This is a genomic window from Paenibacillus sp. T2-29 (genome assembly GCF_052921365.1).
This window is the reverse complement of record NZ_JBREVE010000017.1, coordinates 35,614-54,665: the sequence shown is the minus strand read 5'-3', so window position 1 is coordinate 54,665 and position 19,052 is coordinate 35,614. Positions and strand designations below refer to the sequence as shown.

Here is a 19,052-nt window from a genome sequence, read left to right as displayed (position 1 = left end):
AAATGATTCAACCATTTACACGTTTGACTGTGGCTGACAATTCCGGCGCGAAGGAACTGATGTGTATCCGTGTGCTCGGTGGTACGGGACGTCGTACAGCTCAAATTGGTGACCTGATCGTTTGTTCCGTAAAACAAGCAACACCAGGCGGCGTTGTCAAAAAGGGTGATGTAGTAAGAGCGGTTGTCGTTCGTACTAAACGTTCTATCCGCCGTAAAGACGGTTCCTACATCGGATTTGATGAGAACGCAGCAGTGGTCGTTAAAGAAGACAAGAGCCCACGCGGTACTCGTATTTTCGGACCAGTTGCTCGCGAACTTCGTGATAAAGACTTCATGAAAATCGTTTCCTTGGCTCCGGAAGTGATCTAAATTCACCTTAAAATGTGCCCGTAGGAGGTGTACGAAATGCCAAAAGTGAAAAAAGTTCTGGAATCCCATAACAACAAGCTGCACGTCAAAAAAGACGATACTGTTCTGGTGATTACAGGTAAAGATAAAGGTAAAAAAGGTCGCGTTATCGCTGCTTACCCTCGTCAAAACCGTGTGCTTGTGGAAGGTGTTAACATGATTAAAAAACACCAAAAGCCTAATCAGCTGAATCCACAAGGCGGCATCATCGAGAAAGAAGCTCCGATTCACGTTTCCAACGTTATGCACATTGATCCGAAGAGCGGAAAAGTAACTCGTGTGGGTTACAAGGTTTTGGACAACGGAAAAAAAGTGCGTATTGCAAAACGTTCAGGCGAAGTGATCGACTAATTATTTTTTGAAGAAAGGAGGACTATGATTCATGGCAACAACAAGAATGAAAGAACGTTTCTTGAAAGAAATCACTCCTGCTTTGATGCAGAAGTTCAACTATACAACAGTGATGCAAGTGCCTAAAATCGAGAAAGTTGTAATCAACATGGGTGTTGGCGACGCAGTCCAAAACTCCAAAGTACTTGATTCGGCTCTCAACGACATGCAGCTGATCGCTGGTCAAAAACCAGTTATCACTCGCGCAAAAAAATCTATTGCAGGTTTTAAATTGCGTGAAAACATGCCGATCGGTGTAAAGGTAACACTTCGTGGCGAGCGTATGTATTATTTCTTGGACAAATTGTTCAACATCACACTCCCTCGCGTACGTGACTTCCATGGCGTATCAACAAAAGCTTTCGACGGACGTGGTAACTACACGCTTGGTTTGAAAGAACAGTTGATCTTCCCGGAAATCGAGTACGATCAAGTTGATAAAGTTCGTGGTATGGATATCGTTATCGTAACGACTGCCAAGACTGACGAAGAGTCCCGTGAGCTTCTGACTCAGCTGGGCATGCCTTTCGCGAAATAATGTTGGCATAACGTTTCGGGCGTCTGATTTAAAGACACCCTGTTCTCCGAAACTATTTAGGAGGTGTCAGGCTAAGTGGCAAAAACTTCAATGAAAGTCAAACAACAACGCGCACCAAAGTTTAAAGTTCGTGCTTATACTCGTTGCGAACGTTGTGGTCGTCCACATTCGGTGCTGCAAAAGTTTAAGATCTGCAGAATTTGCTTCCGTGAATTAGCTTATAAAGGCCAGATTCCTGGCGTGAAAAAAGCAAGCTGGTAAAAAGTCCTGTTTGGGAAGGAGGTTTATACACAATGACTATGTCTGATCCAATTGCAGATATGCTTACTCGTATTCGTAACGCGAACACTGTTCGCCACGAAACAGTAGAAATGCCTGCATCAACAATGAAAAAACAAATCGCCGACATCCTGAAACGTGAAGGATTCATTCGTGATGCGGAATTTGTTGAAGATAGCAAACAAGGGATCATCCGTATTTTCTTGAAATACGGTGCGAACAACGAGCGTGTTATCACAGGTTTGAAAAGAATCAGTAAACCAGGTCTTCGCGTTTACACGAAGAGCAATGAGATTCCACGCGTACTGGGTGGACTCGGGATCGCAATCATTTCAACATCCAAAGGTATCATGACCGACAAAGAAGCACGTCAGTCCAAAGCCGGCGGAGAAGTGGTTTGCTACGTTTGGTAATTTAACGTTTAAAAGATAGGAGGTGCAACAGATATGTCCCGTATTGGTCGTAAACCAATCACAGTACCAAGTGGTGTTGACGTGACTTTGAACAACACAGTGATCACAGTTAAAGGTCCTAAAGGAACATTGACTCGTGAGCTTCATAAAGACATGTCCGTTACTGTGGAAAATAATGAAATTAATGTAGTTCGTCCTTCGGACAACAAACTTCACCGCTCTTTGCATGGAACAACCCGCAGCGTTGTCAATAACATGGTAAGTGGTGTAACTGAAGGCTTTTCAAAATCTCTGGAGCTGGTTGGGGTCGGATATCGTGCAAGCAAATCCGGAGATAAAATCGTTCTGAACGTTGGATACTCTCATCCGGTTGAAATTTCACCGGAAGCGGGCATCGAATTCGAAGTTCCTTCGAACACTAAAATCATTGTTCGCGGAATTGATAAAGAGCGCGTAGGTGCCTATGCTGCTAAAATCCGTTCCGTTCGTGAACCTGAACCGTACAAAGGTAAAGGGATTAAATACGAAGGCGAGCGCATCATTCGTAAAGAAGGTAAAGCCGGTAAGAAGAAATAAGTTTCTTACCGACTTTTGTGCGGTCTTTCTACTGGAAAGACTTGTACTTCTTTTTTACCCAGTGCGTCTTAGTATAAAGTTTTAAAAGGCAAACTGAAGGGAGTGAAAACTTGAGATGATTACAAAACAAGATAAAAATAAAGCGCGTGTCAGAAGACATCTGCGTGTACGTAAGAAAATCGAAGGTACGGCTGTACGTCCTCGTTTGAACGTATTCCGCTCTTCCAAGCATATCTACGCACAACTGATTGATGATGTTGCTGGTGTAACATTGGTTTCTGCATCCACTATGGATAAAGAGCTGAGCAGCGAAATCAAAAACGGTGGTAGTGTAGAAGCAGCTCGTAAGGTTGGCGAACTCGTTGCTAAACGTGCGAAAGAAAAAGGCCATGCTAACATCGTATTTGATCGTGGTGGATACTTGTATCATGGACGGATTCAAGCTTTGGCTGATGCAGCTCGCGAAGCAGGCCTTGAATTCTAAGATATTTCTCAAAAGGAGGTTAACGACTTGCGTGTAGATCCGAATACTTTGGAACTGACTGAAAGAGTAGTAAATATTAATCGTGTAGCTAAAGTTGTCAAAGGCGGACGCCGTTTTAGCTTCAGTGCTCTGGTAGTAGTGGGCGACGGCAACGGCTGGGTAGGCGCTGGAATCGGTAAAGCGGGCGAAGTACCTGATGCGATTCGCAAAGGTATTGAAGATGCTAAGAAAAACCTGGTTCACGTTCCACTCGTAGGCACAACAATTCCTCACCTTGTTACAGGTAAGTTCGGTGCTGGCCGGGTTCTGTTGAAACCGGCATCGGAAGGTACTGGGGTTATCGCTGGTGGTCCGGTTCGTGCTGTTCTGGAACTTGCTGGTGTAGGTGATATCTTGACAAAATCTTTGGGTTCTTCGAATTCCATGAATATGGTCAATGCGACTTTGGAAGGTTTGTCCCGCTTGAAACGCGCTGAAGATGTTGCTAAATTGCGCGGCAAATCCATCGAAGAGCTGCTGGGCTAAGGAGGGAATATCATGGCGAAATTAGAAATTACCCTCGTTCGTTCGTTGATCGGCCGTCCTGGTACTCAGAGAACGACTGTTAAAACGCTCGGCTTGCGTAAAATCAACCATAAAGTAGTTCAACCCGACAATGCAGCGATTCGCGGGATGATTAATCAAGTTAGCCATTTGGTTTCTGTTAAAGAAATCGAGGCTTAAGAAATAAAGTATTTTAACAATAATCAAGGAGGTGCAACGAACGATGAAGTTACATGAGCTTTCCCCAGCTCCAGGCTCTCGCAAAGAACGTAAGCGTTTGGGTCGTGGTCCTAGTAGCGGTACGGGTAAAACTTCTGGTCGTGGTCATAAGGGTCAAAACGCTCGTTCCGGCGGTGGTGTACGTCCGGGCTTCGAGGGTGGTCAAAACCCACTGTATCGTCGCTTGCCTAAACGCGGTTTCGTAAATCCTACTCGTAAAGAGTATGCGGTTTTGAATATCGAAGATTTGAACAGTTTTGCAGCGGGTACAGAAGTAAGCCCTGAGTTTTTGCTGAACAATGGTATTGTGAAGAACGCGAAATCCGGGATTAAAATTCTGGGTAACGGTGAAATCACTGTGAAATTGACAGTTAAAGCGAACAAGTTCTCTCAATCTGCGGTAGAGAAAATTGAAGCTGCCGGCGGTAAAACCGAGGTGATCTAATGTTCAAGACCCTGAAAAATATATGGCGGGTTGAGGATCTTAGAACCCGAATCCTGTTTACCCTGTTTATACTCTTTGTATATCGTATTGGCTCCTTCGTGCCGGTTCCCGGTGTGAATAAGCAAGTCTTTACTTCTCAGGATCAGGCAGGAAGCGAGTTGTTTGGACTCCTTAACACCTTCTCAGGGGGCGCGTTGTATCAGTTTTCGATCTTCGCCCTCGGGATTATGCCATATATTACAGCGTCCATCATTGTACAGTTGCTGTCAATGGACGTGATTCCGAAACTTGCGGAATGGGCTAAACAAGGAGAGCATGGTAAAAAGAAATTGGCTCAAATTACACGGTATGGTACTGTAATACTGGGCTTAATCCAAGCATTCGGAACGTCGATTGGTTTCAATCGACTGTACGGTGCAGCAATGATTCCAGGTGCTACTTTTGCCGATTATCTGGTTATTGCCATTGTGCTTACAGCAGGGACTACGTTCCTTATGTGGCTCGGTGAGCAAATTACCGAAAAGGGAATCGGTAATGGTATCTCTATTGTAATCTTTGCAGGGATCGCGGCAGGTATTCCAAGACATATTCGGACGATTGTAGAATCTCAGTTTATTCAAGCAGATCAGCTGTTTATGAATATCCTGAAGGCAATTATCATTGCCTTGGTGGTTGTTCTGATTATTGTGGGTGTTATCTACATCCAACAAGGTATTCGGAAAATTCCAGTACAATACGCTAAACGTGTAGTTGGCAACAAGATGTACGGTGGCCAGAATACGCATATTCCGATGAAAATAAATGCGGCAGGCGTTATTCCGGTAATCTTTGCGGTATCATTGCTGCAATTCCCGACAATTATTGCGAGTTTCTGGGCAGATCATGCTTGGGCTAAGTGGATTACCACTTACTTGTATTATGACAAGCCGCTGGGCATGGTTTTGTATGTCGTAATGATTATCGGTTTCACATTCTTCTATACCTTTGTACAGATGAATCCGCAGCAAATGGCCGACAACATGAAGAAAAACGGCGGTTATATCCCGGGTATTCGCCCAGGTAAAGCTACGGAGAAATACTTGACACGAGTAATGTCACGTTTGACAATGACAGGAGCTTTGTTCCTGGCAGTCATATCCGTTTTGCCGGTATTCTTCGGTTCGCTTTCGGGCTTGCCTCGTTCCGTGCAAATTGGCGGTACTTCATTGCTCATCATTATTGGTGTAGCATTGGATACGATGAAGCAAATCGAAAGCCAACTGATCAAACGCCATTACAAAGGCTTCATCAACAAATAGGCAATAGGTACCGGCATAGGATGTTCGCATGCTTACCGGCACCTTTTGTGCTGTTTCTTGTGTAGGGGTCGTCTTGAGGAGTGACAGATTGTGAATATTTTGATCATGGGCCCTCCGGGGGCTGGTAAAGGTACACAAGCAGATGTCATTGTGAAGGAGTTCGGCATTCCTCATATCTCGACAGGTGATGCGTTTCGCCTAGCGATGAAACAGGGAACACCTATTGGCATTAAAGCCAAAGAGTATATTGACAAGGGTGAACTTGTTCCGGATGATGTAACAATCGGTATCGTTGAAGAACGACTACAGCAGCCGGATTGCAAGAAAGGTTTCTTGCTAGACGGTTTTCCAAGAACTTTAGCTCAAGCTGAAGCCTTGGATCAAATTTTGGGTCGTTTGAACACGAAGCTGGATGATGTCATCAACCTGAAAGTGGATCGTGACAACTTGTTGGCACGAATCACAGGACGGCGAGTTTGTAAAAGCTGCGGAGCTAGCTATCATATTGTCTTTAATCCTCCTAAGGTTGAAGGCATTTGCGATAAAGACGGTGGTGAACTCTATCAGCGTCCTGACGATAACGAAGATAGCGTAAGAACACGACTTGACGAATATAGTAATAAAACAGCACCACTCCTCACGTTTTATGAGAACCAGAATCTTCTGCGTCATATTGACGGAGAACAGGATATTGATGTGGTTTCCCAAAATATCGTGTCCTTGTTGCGGGGTTAGCTGTAATGATCATTTGCAAGTCGGGGACGGAATCAAGCTTTATGAGGAAAGCTAGGAAAATGAATTCGGCAACGAGTCATTTCTTAGCAGGACACATCGAGCCCGGTATTACGACCGGTGAACTTGATCATTTAGCTGATCGGTATATTCGCAGTCAGGGAGCTGTGCCGTCTTTTAAAGGTTATAACGGTTTTCCTGCTAGCATTTGCGCTTCAGTCAACGAACAACTGGTGCACGGATTTCCCGGCAAACGCAAGTTAAACAAAGGCGATGTCCTTACAAAAACTCGCCAGTTTACAATGTCGCATGCCATTCGGCAATATATTGAGAATCCAAACCGTGGTATTTCCGAGCAGGGACCGAGGCTGAAAACCGGCATTGTGCTGGCTATTGAATCAATGATTCCAATAGGTACTCACCTTGTAGGGACGCTAGAAGACAACTGGACGGTCGTTACGATGAACGTAATCTCTTGTACTCCTTATGAGCAATTGGTGACGGACGAAGCGGACGACATGGACATTTTCACGAAACTGAGTGCGTAGGTGATTGGAATGAATCAGCAAGGAAACCTGCAAATCGGTCAGCTGGTGAAGATTCTGAAAGGCAGAGGTGCCGGACAGATTGCGGTTGTCGTTTCAATAGCAGATAGCAGGTTTGTGTATATTGCGGATGGGGATAAACGAAAGTTTGATCAAGCGAAGAAGAAAAATGTTCTTCATTTGGTGCCTCAGCCAAAGATTAGTAGCGAGATTGTAAATAGTTTAAACGAAAGCGGTCGGGTGACGAACGGAAAACTGCGGCATGCAGTGAAAACTTTCCTGGACTCGTCCGAATACCAAGCTGAAGAGAAAGGAGACTGACTTTGGCCAAAGAAGATGTCATTGAGGTTGAAGGTACGGTAATCGAGCCACTGCCGAACGCTACGTTCAAGGTAGAGCTGGAGAACGGTCATCAAATTCTTGCTCATGTTTCCGGAAAGCTGCGGATGCACTTTATCCGTATTTTGACAGGCGACAAGGTGGTTGTACAGTTATCGCCTTACGATTTAACCAAAGGCCGTATAACGTACCGCAAGTAATTCATGCAGGTTTTTATTAAACGTATGTCATTTAAAAAAACTTGTTTTGCTCGGCAAAACGATGTGAATGTTCACGAAGCGAGTTTTACCAGGGTAAAGCTTGGAGGAGGTAATCAACATGAAGGTAAGACCTTCTGTAAAACCTATTTGCGAGAAATGCAAAGTCATTCGCCGCAAAGGGAATGTAATGGTTATTTGCGAAAATCCGAAACACAAACAAAAACAAGGTTAATAGAAGGGGGTGTAGCGTAAAATGGCTCGTATAGCTGGTGTGGATTTGCCACGTGACAAACGCGTTGAGATCGCCTTGACTTACATTTTCGGAATCGGTAAGACGACTTCTCAGAAAATTTTGAAGGAAACAGGCATCAGTGCAAACACGCGTGTTCGTGATTTGACTGAAGATGAAGTGAGCAAATTACGTGAAACGATCGACAAAGAAGTTAAAGTAGAAGGCGATCTGCGTCGTGAAATTTCCTTGAATATTAAACGTCTGACTGAGATTGGCTGCTACCGTGGTGTTCGTCACCGTCGTGGATTGCCTGTTCGCGGACAACGTACTAAAACTAATGCTCGTACCCGTAAAGGTCCTCGTCGGACTGTAGCGAACAAGAAGAAATAAGAAGGGAGGATAACATTCAATGGCTAAACCGAAAAAAGTTGTACGCACAAAACGCCGTGACCGTAAAAATATCGAGAGTGGCGTGGCACACATCCGTTCCACGTTCAACAACACGATCGTTACGATCACAGATCCACACGGTAACGCAATCTCTTGGGCCAGCTCAGGCGGCATGGGATTCCGTGGTTCCCGTAAATCTACTCCATTCGCAGCGCAAATGGCCGCAGAAACTGCTGCTAAAGCTGCTATGGAACACGGCATGAAGACAGTCGAAGTCATGGTTAAAGGACCTGGTGCAGGTCGCGAAGCAGCAATCCGCTCTTTGCAAGCTGCTGGTCTGGAAGTTAACCTGATCAAAGACGTAACTCCGGTACCTCATAACGGATGCCGTCCTCCAAAACGTCGTCGCGTCTAATGAGATTTCTCCTCTGCGTGTAGTATAGATCTGGCACAAACTGCCAAGAATGGATGTTTAGGTATACTGCATGATAGACTATGGATAAGGTGAATGTTTCATATAGGAGCGACGTTTTGAAGGAGGGATATTGCAGTGATAGAAATCGAAAAGCCGAAAATTGAGACGGTTGACGTCAATGATGATGGCACCTATGGAAAATTCGTAGTAGAACCGCTGGAACGCGGATACGGTACGACGCTTGGGAACTCGCTTCGCCGTATTCTGTTATCCTCGTTACCGGGGGCAGCAGTCACATCGGTTCAGATCGATGGGGTTCTGCACGAGTTTGCAACGGTTCCCGGTGTGAAGGAAGACGTAACGGAGATCATTCTGAACTTGAAAGCTTTATCGCTTAAAATCCACTCAGATGAAGAGAAAGTACTCGAAATCGATGCGGAAGGCGAAGGAGTTGTAACGGCAGGTGATATCCGTGCGGATAGTGATGTGGAAATTCTTAATCCGGATCTTCACATTGCAACGCTCGGACCGGGTTCGAGACTTCACATGCGTATTTTTGCCAATCGCGGTCGCGGTTACGTTAAGCAGGATCGGAATAAACGTGATGACCAGCCGATCGGCGTCATTCCCGTCGACTCCATCTACACTCCGATTGCACGCGTGAACTACGGCGTAGAAAATACGCGTGTCGGCCAGGTTACGAATTATGACAAGCTGACACTTGAGGTTTGGACTGACGGAACTATTCGTCCTGAAGAAGCTGTGAGCCTTGGAGCCAAAATTTTGACCGAGCATGTGATGCTATTCGTGGGTCTCACGGATGAAGCAAAAGATGCAGAAATTATGGTCGAAAAAGAAGAAGACAAAAAAGAAAAAGTTCTTGAAATGACGATCGAAGAGCTGGATCTCTCCGTCCGTTCCTATAACTGCCTTAAGCGCGCTGGTATCAATACGGTACAAGAACTCACGACTAAATCTGAAGAAGATATGATGAAGGTCCGTAACTTGGGTCGCAAATCTTTGGAAGAAGTACAAGAGAAGCTCGAGGAACTTGGTTTAGGACTTCGTACGGAAGAATAGCACAGCAACGTTTTTGTGAAGGAGGGGAAACTACATGGCATACCAAAAATTGGGCCGTAATTCTAGTGCCCGTAAAGCTTTGTTTCGTGATTTGGTAACCGATCTGTTCTTGTATGAGCGTATCCAAACTACTGAGGCTAAAGCGAAAGAAGTTCGTTCTATTGCTGAAAAACTGATCACCAAAGCGAAAAAAGGAGATCTGCACGCACGTCGTCAAGTGGCTGCGTTCGTTCGCCGTGAAACTTTGGATGGTGAGCAGGATGCAATCCAAAAGCTGTTTAGCGAATTGGCTACACGTTACAATGAGCGTCCAGGTGGATACACTCGTATCCTGAAACTGGGACCTCGTCGTGGCGACGCCGCTCCAATGGTATATCTGGAATTGGTTGACCGCGCGTAAACAGGCGAAGATGAGGGAAGGGTGGACAGAATCGGCTTGATTCTGAACAACCCTTTTTTTCTCTTGGAGGAGTCCTTGAGGGGCTTCTCCTTTGTTATGTTCGGTTATTTCCTGTAAGGCCAGAGAATACCCCTACAAAGGTGTGAGAAGCATGCGGAACTTGTGCATGAAGGTGAACTATGATGGAACCCACTATGATGGCTTTCAGACGCAACCTAGTGGCAACACTATTCAGGACTGCCTTGAAAATGCTATATACTCATTGACGGGCGAACGTCTGAAAATTACGGGCTCAGGACGGACAGATGCAGGTGTGCATGCATACGGGCAGGTATTCAATTTTCATACTGAATCGCCGATTCCGATACATCGCTGGTGTCTGGCACTTAATGCCTGGCTGCCTCGTGATATCATCGTTACGGATGCGAGAGAGGTGCCACTGTCCTTTCATGCACGCCGCATGGCGAAGCGGAAGACGTATCGGTACAGTATTAATGCGAACCGTTTTCCAGACATCTTTCACCGTCGTACACAGGCCCATCATCCAACGAGTCTGGATGTAAGAGCGATGGAAAAGGGGTTGGCTCATTTAGTGGGCACCTTTGACTATACTTCGTTCGCATCTCGACGTTCCCAAAAGACGAACCATGTTCGCACTATTTACGAAGCCTATATAACGGTAGACCATTCCTTTTCGCGTCCAGGGTCGGATGATCAGGGAATTATTCATACGTATATTACAGGTAGCGGATTTTTGCAGCACATGGTCCGGATTATAATGGGGACTTTGCTGGAAGTGGGAGAAGGCAAAAAATCGCCGGATGATATTCCTTCCATTTTGGAAGCAAAAAACCGTTCAAAGGCCGGGCCTACTGCCGTTGGACATGCTTTAACGCTCTGGAATGTAGAGTACGAAGAAAACATCAAAAAACATTGATTTTTCCCTTGCAGAATTGATGGTTATCCTGTAATATAAAAGTTGTGTTTTCTTAATGGCTTTCCCACAGCCCCAATTAAGATAATCACTTTATAGCAACATCTAATCCATCAATAATGCAGCAACTTAACGAACGAAGATAAATGATGATTTCTGTTAACGAACTTAAGGAGGATACTTTTCATGCGTACTACGTATATGGCGAAGCCAAATGAAGTTGAGCGCAACTGGCACATCATTGATGCCGAAGGCAAAACGCTCGGCCGTCTGGCAAGCGAAGCGGCTGCGTTGATTCGCGGCAAACACAAGCCACAGTTTACACCACATGTGGACACAGGTGATTTTGTTGTTGTAATCAATGCGGAGAAAATCGTATTGACCGGTAAAAAAATGGAGAACAAGAAATACTATCGTCACTCCCTGCACCCAGGTGGTCTGAAAGTAACAGTTGCACAAGATATGGTTAAGAACAAACCTGAACGTATGTTGGAATTGGCTGTTCACGGTATGCTTCCTAAAACTCGTCAAGGCGACAAAATGAAGCTGAGACTTAAAGCTTACAGAGGTACAGAGCATCCACATGCAGCACAAAAACCTGAAGTTTACGAACTTCGCGGATAATTAAAAGGGAGGACAGTTTCATGGCACAAGTACAATACTATGGGACAGGTCGTCGTAAACATTCGGTAGCTCGTGTTCGTCTCGTACCGGGTGAAGGACGCATTGTCATCAATAAGCGTGATATTAATGAGTATTTCGGTTTGGAAACTCTCAAACTGATCGTAAAACAACCACTGAATCTGACAGAAACACTTGGCAGCTATGACGTACTCGTTATCGCTCATGGTGGTGGTATCTCTGGTCAAGCAGGCGCAATCCGTCACGGTATTTCCCGTGCTCTGTTGAAAGCAGACCCAGAATTCCGTCCAGCTTTGAAAAAAGCAGGATTCTTGACTCGTGACCCACGTATGAAAGAACGTAAAAAATACGGCCTCAAAGCCGCTCGTCGTGCACCACAGTTCTCGAAACGTTAATATCCCTTGTGTATCAAGGAATTTCAGCCCTTGGCCTTCACTGGTCAGGGGCTTTAATTTTGAGCTAGAAAGTGTCGTGACCATATTTTGACCATTTTTATTATTCTTGATCATTCGTGACCACATCTGAACCAGCGATTGGAGGTTCAAACTCCATGAATTTTTCAAACCGATCAGCAGTTTTTTCTTTTACTGCTTTTGTTACATGCGTGTAAATGTTCATAGTCATTTTAATATCTGAATGTCCAAGACGTTCCTGAACTTCTTTAATGCTGGCCCCAGCTTCAAATAAAAGGGATGCATGGGTATGTCTTAAGCCATGTACGGTTATTTTGTGTAATTTGTTAGAACGAATGATTTCATTCAGTTTGTCGTTTGGATAGGCCAAGCGAATTGGTGTTCCATCCTCACGTGTAAATACCATTCTGTCATCGTTAGAACCTATTGGCTGCACAATGCCTCTGCTTTGCTCTGTACGGTGTTTTTTTAGTAAGGCAAGGGTTGTGTCGTCTAAACTAAGAACACGTCTGGAAGCAGGTGTTTTAGAGGTCAAAGGTGTAAAAGTTTTTTTATCAAAAAACAATGTTTTATCGAAATTAATTGTTTTTTCTCTAAAATCAATATCGTTCCAACGCAAGGCGAGAACTTCTCCTTTTCTCGCGCCAGTATAAATTAATAGGTGAAACATCAAGTGATCACGATAGCTGTATGCTTGTTTGGTTATTCCAAGGAATTTTTTTATTTCGTGTTTTTCCCAATAATTTCTCATCTTCTTTCCCTCCGCTAAATGATCACTTTCTTTTTTTGGAATGATAACACCTTCCATTGGATTGCTCTTACTTATTTCCATCAGGATTGCAAACTCGAAAACTTGATTGGCATACATCTTCATGTTTTCTACTGATTTTATTTTTTTGGCTATTTTATTAATCACTTCTTGGCAATACGAACGGGTTATATCGTTTATTTTTACATTACCGAAGTGAGGCAGAATCTGACTTTTGAATTTTGAACGAACCGCCTTCCTGGTTGGTGGCTTGAAAGTGGGGGAGTTTGTTTCGTACCACTGCTCATAAACCTCTTCAAAAGTAATTGTCTTATCCTGTTTAATGAACGTACCATCAGCTACTTCCTTTTCAGTTTGAGCTGCGTCTAACTTTGCTTCTGCTTTAGTTTTAAAACCACGTTTGGTGGACGGTTTTTTCTTCCCCGTTACTGGATTAATTTCACCAGTATAATATTTATACAGCCACATAGTTCCGTCTTTCTTTGTTGTGTACTTCTGAAAGCTTGCCATAATACATTCCTCCAAGAATCAATAAATTCTACCTCGATTTATAACTTCTTCTAAGTCCTTCATTTGCAATAGTAAAGTTTTAGCACCTGTGCCGTATCTGCGACTTATTCGGCCTAGCATGAGCTTTATATTTCCAGGTTCGAAATAAACAATGTCATGCTGGAGAATTTTCACCCCTTCAAAGTGCAATAATTCATCAATTTCGATCTGCTTAAAAGGACCATTCAAAGGTATTGGAAGTTCTCTTTTTTGAGTTAACGTAATTTCATCTAGATGGAATACCAATTGGGACGGACCCTCATAAGTAAAAGATGGATCGTAATAGGCATAAATTGTTGGTTCACAAATCTGTGGTATTTTTTTAGACATCACCCCTTTCGCAGTATTGGTTTGCTGTTCAATATTTGTCCGTATTTGCCCTTCATAATTCCTTCTCATGATTTGATTCAATCTTTTTCTAGCCAGATAAATAGGGACCTCGAATATATCAGATAGATATAAAAGGGCATCGTTGTATAAGGCTGGGAGCTTGAATCTAGACAGCATAAAAAAAGGCATTGAAGCATAAAGGACGAATTGATCGGCATCGGCTTCTTGGAGTTCTACAAATGCTTTAGGCATAATCATTTGATTGCCTGAGTGCCTAAGCAAATGGCTGACTTCGTGAAGAAACTCAATACGTTGTTCCTTCAAGGGCAAGCGATTATCCAAAAGTACGCTGCGTAATCCCGCTGCTGATTCATACGCCTTGCTTTTTTGTGAAGATGGATAAATCCATATATTCAAAGCAGCAGTAATTTTTTCGATGGTTATATGTTGAGGTTCAGTAATACCATTCTTTAAATACATATTTTCTATAGAGTGTTCCAAGTATGTAGCTTCATAATGAGATATCATGGCAATTCTCCTGTAAACAAGAATATATGTTCGTATGTATGGGTAGGAGGAGACAGCCCGCTGGCTGAAACCGCGATTAATGGTATGAAATAATTATTCTCCTTGGCGATCTTTGGGCTTACGGTTTTTTTCTGTTTCCTGAATGAATTTCCAAAATTGCATTAACTCCCGTTTTCGTTCCTCTGGCGCTTCTAAATAATCCTTGAAAAATATCCCGTGTTCAGGATTCTTAATAAATGCCTCAAATTCAGCTATTTCAGCTGCTTCCAAGGCTGAAATTTCTTCCTTACCTGACGCAAGTCTCTCAAGTTCATCTATTGTAATTCCGAGTCCCTTCGTAACCTTTAAAACATTATCAATTGCAGCTCCACCTACACCACGAGTTAACATTGACTGAAGCGTGGTTGATGGAATCCCTACTGACTCTGCGAAAGCTCGTCTACTGTATCCTTTTTCTTCGATCAATCGTGATATCACTTTGGCTCTTTCCACGTTAACCCTAACCCCCACGTTTCTTTATTGTACGATATTTCGTACATGACTATATATTACATTAAGACAATAATGTTGTAAATGAATTTTGTACGAAATTTAGTATGAAATTCATTTTGCCCACTTGACCATGAACGAAATATCGTTTATAGTTCAAAACAAGACGAACGAAATATCGTTCATGAGGAAGGGGGGCAGGCGATGCTGTACAGAAATCTTCGCTCAGAAATGAAAAAAAAAGGAGTAACAATTTCAGATATCTCTCGCGATCTAAAAATGAGACGAGGAACAGTGAGCGATAAAGTACATGGCAGATTCAGATTTTACTATGATGAGGCTCAAATGATTAAAAATAAGTTTTTCCCAGAATGCGAAATTGAATATCTGTTTTCAACAGAAATTGATTTCAAATCTAAAGTAGTAAAGGAGGAGGTAGAATGGTATCCCCAAATTTCAAAATAGTCATTGATCCTGAGTTTATTCGGGATCTAGCAGAAAAAGAGATAAAAAAATCGCTTGAGGGGTTTGGAAATGGATCTTGGTGGGATATGAAGCGATTAGAATTAGAAACCTGTCGCAAACGTGACTGGCTGTTGGAAAACATCTTACTTAATCCTAATTATAAAAGTGAAATGTCAGTTATCACCAATGGCTGTGATGGTGGACGTTGGATGATTCGAGGGCCAGAAATGAGTGCTTTCTTAGATAAGCACTTTCATTATTTGAATTGTCCTTCTCATAGAGGTGTCAGCAATAAAGGGGGAATAGCATGACTCAGTTGGTATTTATACACGAAGGACAAGCCGTCACAGATAGTTTGACCGTTGCTAAGGTGTTCGGAAAAGACCATGACCATGTAATGAGAGATATTCGCCAGCAGCTTAACAAGCTTCAAGAGGCTGGGGAAGCTGAATGGGGTGTCTCCAACTTTGGGGAAACCCAGTATCAACATCATCAAAACAGACAATGGTACCCGAAATTCGATATGACAGAAGATGCTTTTGCTATTGTGGCAATGTCATATACGACTCCAGAAGCCATGAAGATGAAAGTTAAGTTTCTGGCAGAGTTTAAGCGTATGCGACAGCAGCTACAGGCAGCAGCCGTAGACACAACCCAACTAAGTCCTATTCTCCAGCTATTAATTCAACAGGAGCAACAGCAACAGGCAATCATTGAGCGTCAGGATGCGACAGACAAACGTGTTGCTGTAATACAGGAAACAATTTTGCAGCGTGACGACGATTGGAGAGACAAGCTAAATGGGATGCTCAACGGAGCAGCTAGGCGGTCAGGAGGATTGTTCCGAGATTTGAGGACGCGGAGTTATGAAATGTTGGAAAGTCGGGCTAAATGCGATCTTAACCGCCGTTTGCGTAATCTCAGGGATCGGCTTCAAGAGACTGGAGCCACCAAAACCAAGATAGCAGAGACAAACCGATTGGACGTAATAGAGGCCGATCCGAAGTTAAAAGAGATTTACACCACAATTATTAAGGAATTGTCCATTGGGACATTAACCTAAAAGGAGTGTGGATGTGTATGGACTACACACAACAACGACTTGCCGATCTTGAAAATATGTACGATCTACTGGCTGAAAATCCTGCGTGGGTACATCCGAAAGTATCCCAAGCAGCTTTTGGCTGGCTGTTGAAAGAGATTTTGGACTTACGCGCTGTGCTAGGTATCGTATGAGGGAGGGAGTACACATTGGAAACACGCTTAATACCAGTAATAGACGCTTCCGGCTTACGCAGTTACCGAGAAGCTACGGGAGAAACATACTTCGAGGCTGTGCAGAACATAAACAGTTTGCTTGATAACGGTGATTGTCTGGATACGGATTTATTGGAATTGTCTGAACAGGAAATTAGGCTTCTAGAGAAACAGAGTGAATGCACTCGTATAAGGAAACAGATTGGAGAAATAAACGACAAAAAGGTTGAGGCTATAGCAACGAACCGTAACCCACGGCAGTATTTGAACCAAATTAACGGCCTGAGCGCCCAACTATGGCGATTAGAAAGGGAAATAAAAAAAGCCTGCCCATGATGGACAGACCCATAATCGTGCTACCAACACGATTGCTTTACAAATCAATTAACGGCATTATAACACAATTTTAAATTTTTGGAAACAGGAGTCCCTTCATGGACCATAAGGAGCTTGAAAAAATTAAGGAGATTAAGTTGTACATCCGAGAGATTCAGAAATACCGGGATACAGCAGAAGGCATCCCTACGGATTCACCGGGCGCGTTAATTCAGAAGGTGGAGCTGCTTACCAAGGCACATACCCTCATGGGTCGCGTAGCGGCGTATATGGACGGACGGTACCGTCAGACCTATAGCCATCGAAAGCGGGTGTACGCGGAAACTCTCCGTGATACAACCAAGAGAAACAAGCAGAATGCCGCAGAATTGGCGGTACTGAATATTCGCGATCAGGAGGCGAAAGACCAGGAACGTATGGTCCTCTGGAAAAACGAATTTAGGTCTATTGCAGAGCAGTTGTATGAATTACGTCTACGGCTTCGGGTGGACATGCACATAGGAGGCGGTCAGGAATGATTTACGAGTACAATCCTGCCCCTAAGCCTACGCATAAGCGTGGCAGGAAGAAGCGGGGGAACTACACGGCTATAACTTCCGCTGTACGGGATGAAGTGGATCGTCGGGCGGCAGAGCATACCGGATATGTGATATGTGAGCGCTGCGGAGTTTCCCGCCCCGCGTTATGGTTTGAGAAAGCACATTTGGTGAATGCCAGCCAGTACGGTAGCGGGTCGGAGCCTTGGAACATCGCTAACCTTTGCGGCCCCCGTTCTGAGACGGGGACCTGTCACCAGTGGGTAGATGATACAGCGGCAGGGAGAGCATGGAAAATGAAAAAGCGTGATGAACTGATTGAATACTACTTCCGTGGCTCCGGCCGGGAATGGTGGAAAGGGGACTGATGCCATGGCGCGGCCGTTAAAGGAAAGCCTGGATTACTTCCCGCTTGATATCGACTTTGACCAGGACGACAAACTAGTCGTGCCGATAGCTAAATATGGGATGCAGGGACTAGGGGTCATTATTAAGGTTATGATGAACATTTATCGCAACAGTTATTATTACGCGTGGGGAGAACGTGAACATTTTTCACTGTCAAGCAAAGTAAATGTAGACATTAACTTCGTAATAGATGTCATTAATGAATGCATTAAATGGGATTTCTTTAATCAGAAAGTGTATGAGTCTCATAAAATCCTTACTTCACGAGGATTTCAAAAGAGATATATTGAAGCTGCCAAACGGAGGAAGTCAATATCATTCAGAGAAGAATGGATGCTGATTGACCCCGCAGAGGAATGTAAAAAGGTAGCATATTCCATTTCTATAGTTAATGCTGACGGAAAACTAGTAAATGAATACATTAACCCGGATAAATGTAACTCAATGTATACAGGAAATACACAAAGTAAAGTAAAGGAAAGTAAAGTAAAGGAAAGTAAAGAACCTAAAAGATTAAAAGATTCTTCTCCTGAACAGCCTCCGGCAGTTCCGGGCAAGCCTCCTGTTACGCCTTCGGGAAAAGGGAATAAGCCGGATAAATACGGACCTGACAACACGTATTACAAAATGGCTGTGTACTTCAAGGGAAAAGTCGATGAAATGGCAAAGGGCGAAGGTATTGAGCATCTAACAGCCCGTAGCAATATGCAGACTTGGGCAGATGATTTTCGCAAGCTTGTGGAGCTGGACAAGCAGTCTGATACCCGACTTATACAGGACGTAATGGATTGGGTGGTCAAGGACAATTTTTGGTGCAGGAATGTGTTAAGTGCAGAGAGCTTCCGCAAGCAGTTTGGAAAGCTGGTTCTAGCTATGCGTAAACCGGACCGTCAGCCCCGGCCTGCTGGTAGGAGCGATAAGCAGTCTATAGATATCGTTAAACCGCAGGAGGATGTAGAGGACGTTTCACAGGCCGAGGTGGACGAGCTTATGCGGCTTGCTGAACGTATGCAAGCAGGCAAAGGAGGCCACCAGAATTGACACCAACTGCATATATGGCAAAACAGTCTGTTCCCCGGCTACGCGAATTGTTAAATGACGAACGATTGGATTATGACATTCGGGCATATGCCGAAGTGGAGTTATTAAGGCGGATCGGAGGTGCCGGACTTGGGAAAAAGGATATACACGCCAGAAGATTGGGACAAGCGTCTGGAACAACAGGGAAAACAGACTAGGAAAATTTATGTTGCGTGCGAGGAATTGAACTTTATTTGGTCCGCAGACGATTTAAAAAAGTTTCGTGATATGTGGAGACAAGGCAAAAGCGTAGAACAGATTCGGAAGCACTTTAAGCGGGATAGTTGGCAGGAAGTAATTATTATCGCTTTGGATCAAATACGATGGGGCTACATCAAAATACGCCCTGACGTATTGATCGTTGATTAGGCCCCGGTTATGGACAGAG

General features: G+C 43.9%; 35 protein-coding genes and 1 pseudogene. 33 read left to right on the top strand and 3 right to left on the bottom strand.

Features of this window, described 5'->3' with window-relative positions:
* Positions 1-2 precede the first annotated feature (2 nt).
* The 23 genes from rplN to rpsI all read left to right on the top strand — a co-directional run bounded on the left by rplN (position 3) and on the right by rpsI (position 11,899).
* Entirely contained in the window at positions 3-371 is a 369-nt protein-coding gene (gene rplN / locus ACU1JV_RS26965) for a 50S ribosomal protein L14 (protein WP_007432573.1), read from the top strand.
* A gap of 36 nt (positions 372-407) precedes the next feature.
* A complete protein-coding gene (rplX, locus tag ACU1JV_RS26960) occupies positions 408-761 on the top strand; it encodes a 50S ribosomal protein L24 (protein WP_013312155.1) in 354 nt (117 codons plus the stop codon).
* 31 nt (positions 762-792) lie between these two features.
* Positions 793-1,338 (top strand): 50S ribosomal protein L5, encoded by a 546-nt coding sequence (gene rplE, locus ACU1JV_RS26955; RefSeq protein WP_007432571.1) that lies wholly within the window; start codon positions 793-795, stop codon positions 1,336-1,338.
* 75 nt (positions 1,339-1,413) lie between these two features.
* Positions 1,414-1,599, top strand: a complete 186-nt coding sequence (locus ACU1JV_RS26950) for a type Z 30S ribosomal protein S14 (protein ID WP_010348808.1) — start codon at positions 1,414-1,416, stop codon at positions 1,597-1,599.
* 32 nt (positions 1,600-1,631) lie between these two features.
* Positions 1,632-2,030, top strand: coding sequence for a 30S ribosomal protein S8 (gene rpsH, locus ACU1JV_RS26945; RefSeq protein WP_007432570.1), 399 nt, complete (start codon positions 1,632-1,634; stop codon positions 2,028-2,030).
* 33 nt (positions 2,031-2,063) lie between these two features.
* Positions 2,064-2,606 (top strand): 50S ribosomal protein L6, encoded by a 543-nt coding sequence (gene rplF / locus ACU1JV_RS26940; RefSeq protein WP_013373263.1) that lies wholly within the window; start codon positions 2,064-2,066, stop codon positions 2,604-2,606.
* A gap of 115 nt (positions 2,607-2,721) precedes the next feature.
* Positions 2,722-3,090, top strand: coding sequence for a 50S ribosomal protein L18 (rplR, locus tag ACU1JV_RS26935; RefSeq protein ID WP_007432568.1), 369 nt, complete (start codon positions 2,722-2,724; stop codon positions 3,088-3,090).
* Between the two features lie 27 nt (positions 3,091-3,117).
* Complete coding sequence (rpsE, locus tag ACU1JV_RS26930) at positions 3,118-3,615, top strand: 30S ribosomal protein S5 (RefSeq protein WP_013373261.1); 498 nt, start codon at positions 3,118-3,120, stop codon at positions 3,613-3,615.
* Positions 3,616-3,627: 12 nt separating this feature from the next.
* Positions 3,628-3,813: a 50S ribosomal protein L30 gene (rpmD, locus tag ACU1JV_RS26925; protein WP_013373260.1), complete on the top strand. Its 186-nt coding sequence runs from the start codon at positions 3,628-3,630 to the stop codon at positions 3,811-3,813.
* 43 nt (positions 3,814-3,856) lie between these two features.
* A complete protein-coding gene (rplO, locus tag ACU1JV_RS26920) occupies positions 3,857-4,297 on the top strand; it encodes a 50S ribosomal protein L15 (protein WP_013312149.1) in 441 nt (146 codons plus the stop codon).
* Positions 4,297-5,595, top strand: coding sequence for a preprotein translocase subunit SecY (gene secY, locus ACU1JV_RS26915; RefSeq protein ID WP_013373259.1), 1,299 nt, complete (start codon positions 4,297-4,299; stop codon positions 5,593-5,595). Before rplO ends, secY begins: the two co-directional genes overlap by 1 nt.
* A gap of 90 nt (positions 5,596-5,685) precedes the next feature.
* Positions 5,686-6,330 carry an adenylate kinase gene (locus ACU1JV_RS26910; RefSeq protein ID WP_013373258.1) on the top strand — a complete coding sequence of 215 codons (645 nt, stop codon included), beginning with the start codon at positions 5,686-5,688 and terminating at the stop codon, positions 6,328-6,330.
* A gap of 5 nt (positions 6,331-6,335) precedes the next feature.
* The gene (locus tag ACU1JV_RS26905; RefSeq protein ID WP_413987082.1) at positions 6,336-6,875 is read left to right on the top strand and encodes a M24 family metallopeptidase; all 540 of its coding nucleotides are present in this window, start codon (positions 6,336-6,338) and stop codon (positions 6,873-6,875) included.
* A gap of 9 nt (positions 6,876-6,884) precedes the next feature.
* Positions 6,885-7,193, top strand: coding sequence for a KOW domain-containing RNA-binding protein (locus ACU1JV_RS26900; RefSeq protein WP_013373256.1), 309 nt, complete (start codon positions 6,885-6,887; stop codon positions 7,191-7,193).
* Between the two features lie 2 nt (positions 7,194-7,195).
* Positions 7,196-7,411, top strand: a complete 216-nt coding sequence (infA, locus tag ACU1JV_RS26895; RefSeq protein ID WP_006212898.1) for a translation initiation factor IF-1 — start codon at positions 7,196-7,198, stop codon at positions 7,409-7,411.
* Positions 7,412-7,529: 118 nt separating this feature from the next.
* Positions 7,530-7,643, top strand: a complete 114-nt coding sequence (gene rpmJ / locus ACU1JV_RS26890) for a 50S ribosomal protein L36 (RefSeq protein WP_003333770.1) — start codon at positions 7,530-7,532, stop codon at positions 7,641-7,643.
* A gap of 21 nt (positions 7,644-7,664) precedes the next feature.
* Positions 7,665-8,033, top strand: coding sequence for a 30S ribosomal protein S13 (gene rpsM, locus ACU1JV_RS26885; protein ID WP_007432560.1), 369 nt, complete (start codon positions 7,665-7,667; stop codon positions 8,031-8,033).
* A gap of 19 nt (positions 8,034-8,052) precedes the next feature.
* A complete protein-coding gene (gene rpsK, locus ACU1JV_RS26880) occupies positions 8,053-8,448 on the top strand; it encodes a 30S ribosomal protein S11 (RefSeq protein ID WP_007432559.1) in 396 nt (131 codons plus the stop codon).
* Positions 8,449-8,583: 135 nt separating this feature from the next.
* Positions 8,584-9,528, top strand: a complete 945-nt coding sequence (locus tag ACU1JV_RS26875) for a DNA-directed RNA polymerase subunit alpha (RefSeq protein WP_013373254.1) — start codon at positions 8,584-8,586, stop codon at positions 9,526-9,528.
* Positions 9,529-9,562: 34 nt separating this feature from the next.
* Positions 9,563-9,928 carry a 50S ribosomal protein L17 gene (rplQ, locus tag ACU1JV_RS26870; protein ID WP_013373253.1) on the top strand — a complete coding sequence of 122 codons (366 nt, stop codon included), beginning with the start codon at positions 9,563-9,565 and terminating at the stop codon, positions 9,926-9,928.
* 151 nt (positions 9,929-10,079) lie between these two features.
* Positions 10,080-10,865, top strand: coding sequence for a tRNA pseudouridine(38-40) synthase TruA (truA, locus tag ACU1JV_RS26865; protein WP_025365929.1), 786 nt, complete (start codon positions 10,080-10,082; stop codon positions 10,863-10,865).
* Between the two features lie 183 nt (positions 10,866-11,048).
* The gene (gene rplM, locus ACU1JV_RS26860; RefSeq protein ID WP_013373251.1) at positions 11,049-11,486 is read left to right on the top strand and encodes a 50S ribosomal protein L13; all 438 of its coding nucleotides are present in this window, start codon (positions 11,049-11,051) and stop codon (positions 11,484-11,486) included.
* 20 nt (positions 11,487-11,506) lie between these two features.
* Positions 11,507-11,899 (top strand): 30S ribosomal protein S9, encoded by a 393-nt coding sequence (rpsI, locus tag ACU1JV_RS26855; RefSeq protein WP_013373250.1) that lies wholly within the window; start codon positions 11,507-11,509, stop codon positions 11,897-11,899.
* 100 nt (positions 11,900-11,999) lie between these two features.
* Here the strand turns inward: rpsI and ACU1JV_RS26850 are convergent, their stop codons facing one another.
* From ACU1JV_RS26850 to ACU1JV_RS26840, 3 genes and pseudogenes are all read right to left on the bottom strand, one after another.
* Positions 12,000-13,196: a tyrosine-type recombinase/integrase gene (locus ACU1JV_RS26850; RefSeq protein WP_446724755.1), complete on the bottom strand. Its 1,197-nt coding sequence runs from the start codon at positions 13,194-13,196 to the stop codon at positions 12,000-12,002.
* An 18-nt stretch (positions 13,197-13,214) separates the two neighbouring features.
* Positions 13,215-14,093 carry an ImmA/IrrE family metallo-endopeptidase gene (locus ACU1JV_RS26845; protein WP_446724754.1) on the bottom strand — a complete coding sequence of 293 codons (879 nt, stop codon included), beginning with the start codon at positions 14,091-14,093 and terminating at the stop codon, positions 13,215-13,217.
* A gap of 255 nt (positions 14,094-14,348) precedes the next feature.
* Positions 14,349-14,585: pseudogene (locus ACU1JV_RS26840) on the bottom strand (helix-turn-helix domain-containing protein); the annotation flags it as partial.
* A gap of 204 nt (positions 14,586-14,789) precedes the next feature.
* Here ACU1JV_RS26840 and ACU1JV_RS26835 point away from each other — a divergent pair.
* The 10 genes from ACU1JV_RS26835 (at position 14,790) to ACU1JV_RS26790 (ending at position 19,033) form a co-directional block, all read left to right on the top strand.
* Entirely contained in the window at positions 14,790-15,047 is a 258-nt protein-coding gene (locus ACU1JV_RS26835) for a hypothetical protein (protein ID WP_023990550.1), read from the top strand.
* Entirely contained in the window at positions 15,023-15,358 is a 336-nt protein-coding gene (locus ACU1JV_RS26830) for a DUF771 domain-containing protein (RefSeq protein WP_279836121.1), read from the top strand. The genes ACU1JV_RS26835 and ACU1JV_RS26830 overlap by 25 nt, the downstream gene beginning before the upstream one ends.
* Positions 15,355-16,110, top strand: a complete 756-nt coding sequence (locus tag ACU1JV_RS26825; protein WP_446724753.1) for a Rha family transcriptional regulator — start codon at positions 15,355-15,357, stop codon at positions 16,108-16,110. The genes ACU1JV_RS26830 and ACU1JV_RS26825 overlap by 4 nt, the downstream gene beginning before the upstream one ends.
* A 17-nt stretch (positions 16,111-16,127) precedes the next feature.
* Positions 16,128-16,283 (top strand): hypothetical protein, encoded by a 156-nt coding sequence (locus tag ACU1JV_RS26820; RefSeq protein WP_446724752.1) that lies wholly within the window; start codon positions 16,128-16,130, stop codon positions 16,281-16,283.
* A 15-nt stretch (positions 16,284-16,298) separates the two neighbouring features.
* A complete protein-coding gene (locus ACU1JV_RS26815) occupies positions 16,299-16,640 on the top strand; it encodes a hypothetical protein (RefSeq protein ID WP_446724751.1) in 342 nt (113 codons plus the stop codon).
* 98 nt (positions 16,641-16,738) lie between these two features.
* Positions 16,739-17,158 (top strand): hypothetical protein, encoded by a 420-nt coding sequence (locus tag ACU1JV_RS26810; protein WP_446724750.1) that lies wholly within the window; start codon positions 16,739-16,741, stop codon positions 17,156-17,158.
* Positions 17,155-17,544 (top strand): hypothetical protein, encoded by a 390-nt coding sequence (locus tag ACU1JV_RS26805; protein ID WP_446724749.1) that lies wholly within the window; start codon positions 17,155-17,157, stop codon positions 17,542-17,544. Before ACU1JV_RS26810 ends, ACU1JV_RS26805 begins: the two co-directional genes overlap by 4 nt.
* A gap of 4 nt (positions 17,545-17,548) precedes the next feature.
* Positions 17,549-18,625 (top strand): DUF4373 domain-containing protein, encoded by a 1,077-nt coding sequence (locus tag ACU1JV_RS26800; protein WP_446724748.1) that lies wholly within the window; start codon positions 17,549-17,551, stop codon positions 18,623-18,625.
* Complete coding sequence (locus ACU1JV_RS26795) at positions 18,622-18,822, top strand: hypothetical protein (protein WP_446724747.1); 201 nt, start codon at positions 18,622-18,624, stop codon at positions 18,820-18,822. Before ACU1JV_RS26800 ends, ACU1JV_RS26795 begins: the two co-directional genes overlap by 4 nt.
* Positions 18,755-19,033 carry a helix-turn-helix domain containing protein gene (locus tag ACU1JV_RS26790; RefSeq protein ID WP_446724745.1) on the top strand — a complete coding sequence of 93 codons (279 nt, stop codon included), beginning with the start codon at positions 18,755-18,757 and terminating at the stop codon, positions 19,031-19,033. Before ACU1JV_RS26795 ends, ACU1JV_RS26790 begins: the two co-directional genes overlap by 68 nt.
* Positions 19,034-19,052 lie beyond the last annotated feature (19 nt).

Bases quoted from the DNA above. Each gene is read 5' to 3' on its own strand.
- ACU1JV_RS26830 (WP_279836121.1), top strand. From the start codon at position 15,023: ATGGTATCCCCAAATTTCAAAATAGTCATTGATCCTGAGTTTATTCGG.
- rpsM (WP_007432560.1), top strand. From the start codon at position 7,665: ATGGCTCGTATAGCTGGTGTGGATTTGCCACGTGACAAACGCGTTGAG.
- ACU1JV_RS26905 (WP_413987082.1), top strand. From the start codon at position 6,336: ATGATCATTTGCAAGTCGGGGACGGAATCAAGCTTTATGAGGAAAGCT.
- rplR (WP_007432568.1), top strand. From the start codon at position 2,722: ATGATTACAAAACAAGATAAAAATAAAGCGCGTGTCAGAAGACATCTG.
- rpmD (WP_013373260.1), top strand. From the start codon at position 3,628: ATGGCGAAATTAGAAATTACCCTCGTTCGTTCGTTGATCGGCCGTCCT.
- truA (WP_025365929.1), top strand. From the start codon at position 10,080: ATGCGGAACTTGTGCATGAAGGTGAACTATGATGGAACCCACTATGAT.
- secY (WP_013373259.1), top strand. From the start codon at position 4,297: ATGTTCAAGACCCTGAAAAATATATGGCGGGTTGAGGATCTTAGAACC.
- ACU1JV_RS26850 (WP_446724755.1), bottom strand. From the start codon at position 13,196: ATGGCAAGCTTTCAGAAGTACACAACAAAGAAAGACGGAACTATGTGG.
- rpmJ (WP_003333770.1), top strand. From the start codon at position 7,530: ATGAAGGTAAGACCTTCTGTAAAACCTATTTGCGAGAAATGCAAAGTC.
- rplF (WP_013373263.1), top strand. From the start codon at position 2,064: ATGTCCCGTATTGGTCGTAAACCAATCACAGTACCAAGTGGTGTTGAC.
- rplM (WP_013373251.1), top strand. From the start codon at position 11,049: ATGCGTACTACGTATATGGCGAAGCCAAATGAAGTTGAGCGCAACTGG.
- rpsH (WP_007432570.1), top strand. From the start codon at position 1,632: ATGACTATGTCTGATCCAATTGCAGATATGCTTACTCGTATTCGTAAC.
- rplN (WP_007432573.1), top strand. From the start codon at position 3: ATGATTCAACCATTTACACGTTTGACTGTGGCTGACAATTCCGGCGCG.
- rplE (WP_007432571.1), top strand. From the start codon at position 793: ATGGCAACAACAAGAATGAAAGAACGTTTCTTGAAAGAAATCACTCCT.
- rpsK (WP_007432559.1), top strand. From the start codon at position 8,053: ATGGCTAAACCGAAAAAAGTTGTACGCACAAAACGCCGTGACCGTAAA.
- ACU1JV_RS26820 (WP_446724752.1), top strand. From the start codon at position 16,128: ATGGACTACACACAACAACGACTTGCCGATCTTGAAAATATGTACGAT.
- ACU1JV_RS26805 (WP_446724749.1), top strand. From the start codon at position 17,155: ATGATTTACGAGTACAATCCTGCCCCTAAGCCTACGCATAAGCGTGGC.
- rplQ (WP_013373253.1), top strand. From the start codon at position 9,563: ATGGCATACCAAAAATTGGGCCGTAATTCTAGTGCCCGTAAAGCTTTG.
- ACU1JV_RS26825 (WP_446724753.1), top strand. From the start codon at position 15,355: ATGACTCAGTTGGTATTTATACACGAAGGACAAGCCGTCACAGATAGT.
- ACU1JV_RS26845 (WP_446724754.1), bottom strand. From the start codon at position 14,093: ATGATATCTCATTATGAAGCTACATACTTGGAACACTCTATAGAAAAT.
- ACU1JV_RS26900 (WP_013373256.1), top strand. From the start codon at position 6,885: ATGAATCAGCAAGGAAACCTGCAAATCGGTCAGCTGGTGAAGATTCTG.
- rpsI (WP_013373250.1), top strand. From the start codon at position 11,507: ATGGCACAAGTACAATACTATGGGACAGGTCGTCGTAAACATTCGGTA.
- ACU1JV_RS26810 (WP_446724750.1), top strand. From the start codon at position 16,739: ATGGACCATAAGGAGCTTGAAAAAATTAAGGAGATTAAGTTGTACATC.
- rplO (WP_013312149.1), top strand. From the start codon at position 3,857: ATGAAGTTACATGAGCTTTCCCCAGCTCCAGGCTCTCGCAAAGAACGT.
- rplX (WP_013312155.1), top strand. From the start codon at position 408: ATGCCAAAAGTGAAAAAAGTTCTGGAATCCCATAACAACAAGCTGCAC.
- ACU1JV_RS26800 (WP_446724748.1), top strand. From the start codon at position 17,549: ATGGCGCGGCCGTTAAAGGAAAGCCTGGATTACTTCCCGCTTGATATC.